Consider the following 3,632-nt stretch of genomic DNA (forward strand, 5'->3'; position numbering starts at 1 on the left):
GTCACCTTCGTGTCCCTCATGGTGCACATCTACACCATCGGTTACATGGACGAGGACGAAGGCTACAACCGCTTTTTTGCCTACATCTCGCTGTTCACCTTTTCCATGCTGATGCTCGTCATGAGCAACAACTTGCTGCAGCTGTTCTTCGGCTGGGAAGCGGTGGGCTTGGTGTCTTATTTGCTGATCGGCTTTTGGTACAACAAACCGACAGCCATCTTCGCCAACATGAAGGCATTTTTGGTCAACCGAGTCGGTGACTTTGGCTTCATCATCGGCATCGGCCTGATTGTGGCCTACACCGGCACACTCAACTACACCGAGCTGTTTGCCAAAGCGCAAGAGCTGGCCGCCATCGATTTCCCTTGGTACATCTTCGGCATGGACGCCATGCTGATCACCGTGATCTGCATCTGCCTGTTCATCGGCGCCATGGGCAAGTCGGCCCAGTTCCCGCTGCATGTGTGGCTGCCCGACTCCATGGAAGGCCCCACGCCCATCTCGGCCCTGATCCACGCCGCGACCATGGTGACAGCGGGCATCTTCATGGTGGCGCGCATGTCGCCGCTGTTCGAGCTGTCTGACTCGGCGCTCAACTTCATGATGGTCATCGGCTCGATCACGGCGCTGTTCATGGGCTTTTTGGGCATCATCCAAAACGACATCAAGCGCGTGGTGGCTTATTCCACTTTGTCGCAGCTGGGTTACATGACGGTGGCCTTGGGCGCATCGGCTTACTCGGTCGCGGTGTTCCACCTGATGACACACGCGTTCTTCAAAGCGCTGCTGTTTTTGGGTGCAGGTTCCGTCATCATGGGCATGCACCACAACCAGGACATCCGCTACATGGGCGGTCTGCGCAAGTACATGCCGATCACCTGGATCACGTCTTTGCTGGGTTCTCTGGCCTTGATCGGTACGCCTCTGTTCTCGGGTTTTTACTCCAAGGACAGCATCATCGAAGCCGTGCACCTGAGCACCTTGCCTGCTGCTGGCTTTGCCAACTTCGCGGTGCTGGCGGGGGTGTTTGTCACGGCTTTCTATTCGTTCCGCATGTATTTCCTGGTCTTCCATGGCCCGGAGCGCTACGACCAGAACCCGGACGCGCACCATGGCCACGATGACCACCAAGGTCACGACGACCATGGTCACGATAAACCGCACGAGTCGCCTTGGGTGGTGACGGTGCCGCTGGTCTTGCTGGCGATTCCTTCGGTGCTGATTGGTTTCATGACCATCCAGCCCATGCTGTATGGCGATTTCTTCAAGGACGTCATCTTCATCGATGCAGCCAAGCACCCCGCAATGCAACAACTGGGTGAGCTGTTCCACGGCCCGGTCGCCATGGCGCTGCACGGCCTGAGCACGGCACCGTTCTGGCTGGCTTTGGCCGGTGTGGTGACCGCTTGGTACATGTACCTGGTCAACCCCAAGGTGCCGGCTTTCTTCGCCCGCGTACTGCGTCCACTGATCGTGGTCATGGAGAACAAGTACTACATGGATTGGATCAACGAAAACATCTTGGCCAAAGGTGCGCGTGGCTTGGGCATGGGTCTGTGGAAGGTGGGCGACCGCGCCATCATCGACGGCTTCTTTGTCAACGGATCTTGGAAAGTCGTGGGTTGGGTCTCTGGCGTGGTGCGCGGGTTCCAGTCGGGTTTCCTGTACCACTATGCCCTGGTCATGATTTTGGGTGTGTTTGTGCTGATGACGTATTTCGTCTGGCTCGCTTAACTGTTTTGAGGACAAAATAAAAATGGGATTGTTAAGCCTTGCCATCTGGATGCCGATCGCTTTCGGCGTCGTCTTGCTGGCCTTCGGTCGCGACAGCCAAGCGGGCGCTGTGCGCTGGTTGGCTCTTGTCGGCGCGATCGCCAGTTTGCTGGTCACACTGCCCTTGATTTCGGGCTTTCAGCTCGGCACATCCGAGATGCAGTTTGTCGAAAAAGCCACGTGGATTGAGCGCTTCAATGTGTACTACCACCTGGGTGTGGATGGCATCTCGCTGTGGCTGATTCCACTGACGGCCTTCATCAACGTGGTGGTGGTCATTGCGGGCTGGGAAGTCATCACCCGCAAGGTCAACCAGTACATGGCCGCATTCCTGATTTTGTCGGGCCTGATGATCGGCGTATTCTGTGCGTTGGACGGCATCTTGTTTTACGTCTTCTTTGAGGCGACCTTGATCCCGATGTACCTGATCATCGGCATCTGGGGTGGCCCGAACAAGATTTACGCCGCGTTCAAGTTCTTCTTGTACACCTTGCTCGGCTCTTTGCTGATGCTGATCGCCTTGATCTATCTGTACGTCACATCCGGCGGCAGCTTTGACATCCTGGCATGGCACAAGCTCCCCTTGGCTGGCGGTGTGCAGACCTTGCTGTTCTTTGCCTTCTTTGCGGCTTTTGCCGTGAAGGTGCCCATGTGGCCGGTGCACACCTGGTTGCCCGATGTGCACGTTGAAGCGCCTACAGGCGGCTCCGCTGTGCTGGCCGCCATCATGCTCAAACTGGGCGCTTATGGCTTCTTGCGCTTTTCCATGCCCATCGCTCCCGATGCGGCCCGTGAATGGGGCATGCTGATCCTGGTTTTGTCGTTGGTGGCCGTGATCTATGTGGGCCTGGTGGCCATGGTGCAGCAAGACATGAAAAAGCTGGTGGCGTATTCGTCTGTGGCGCACATGGGTTTTGTGACGCTTGGCTTTTTCATCTTCAACCCCCTCGGTGTGTCCGGCGGCATTGTGCAGATGATCGCGCACGGCTTTGTGTCTGCCGCCATGTTCTTGTGCATAGGGGTGTTGTACGACCGTGTGCATTCGCGTGAGATTGCCAGCTACGGCGGCGTGGTCAACACCATGCCCAAGTTCGCCGCCTTTGCTTTGCTGTTTGCCATGGCCAATGCCGGCTTGCCAGGCACTGCGGGCTTTGTGGGCGAGTGGATGGTCATTTTGGGTGCCGTCAAGTTCAACTTCTGGATCGGATTGCTGGCCTCCTCGGCCCTGATCTTTGGCGCGGCTTACACCTTGTGGATGTTCAAGCGCGTGTACCTGGGCCCTGTGACCAATGACGATGTCAAAGGTCTGGCCGACATCAACGCGCGTGAATTTCTGATGCTCAGTTTGCTGGCCGTGGCCGTGCTCTGGATGGGCATTTACCCCAAACCGTTCACCGATGTGATGGATGCCTCGGTGATGGACTTGCTCAAGCACGTGGCCATGTCCAAGCTGCCTTGAGCGGCCAGGACCTGAACGTTTCGCCTGAATAGAACAATTGAGAGAACACAGATGATGGACAACTCCAGCTGGATGACGATGTATCCGGAGATCGTGTTGCTGGTCATGGCCTGCGTCGTGACGCTGGCCGACCTCTTCGTGAAAAGCCCCAAGCGCACAGGCACTTATGTGCTGACGCTGGCGTCTCTTGGCGGCGTGGCCTTGTTGCACGCCTTGTACGCCGATGCCGGGCAGACGCTGTACGGCTTTGGCCGCATGGTGGTCAGCGACCCGATGGGCCACTGGCTCAAGTGCTTTGCCACCATCGCCGTGATGGTCACCTTGGTGTACTCGCGCCCTTATGCCGCGGATCGCGACATGCTGCGCGGCGGTGAGATTTTCAGCCTCAGCCTGTTCGCCT

General features: G+C 57.3%; 2 protein-coding genes and 1 pseudogene. All 3 read left to right on the top strand.

Annotated features, from left to right (window positions below):
* The coding region (gene nuoL, locus ACIQ39_RS18925; RefSeq protein WP_396436132.1) for an NADH-quinone oxidoreductase subunit L at positions 1–1,734 on the top strand (1,734 nt) is incomplete at its 5' end.
* A 22-nt stretch (positions 1,735–1,756) separates the two neighbouring features.
* Positions 1,757–3,232: an NADH-quinone oxidoreductase subunit M gene (locus ACIQ39_RS18930; RefSeq protein WP_396436133.1), complete on the top strand. Its 1,476-nt coding sequence runs from the start codon at positions 1,757–1,759 to the stop codon at positions 3,230–3,232.
* 51 nt (positions 3,233–3,283) lie between these two features.
* Positions 3,284–3,632: pseudogene (locus ACIQ39_RS18935) on the top strand (NADH:ubiquinone oxidoreductase subunit N); the annotation flags it as partial.

The organism is Limnohabitans sp. (assembly GCF_044361645.1).
Lineage (GTDB): Bacteria > Pseudomonadota > Gammaproteobacteria > Burkholderiales > Burkholderiaceae_C > Limnohabitans_A.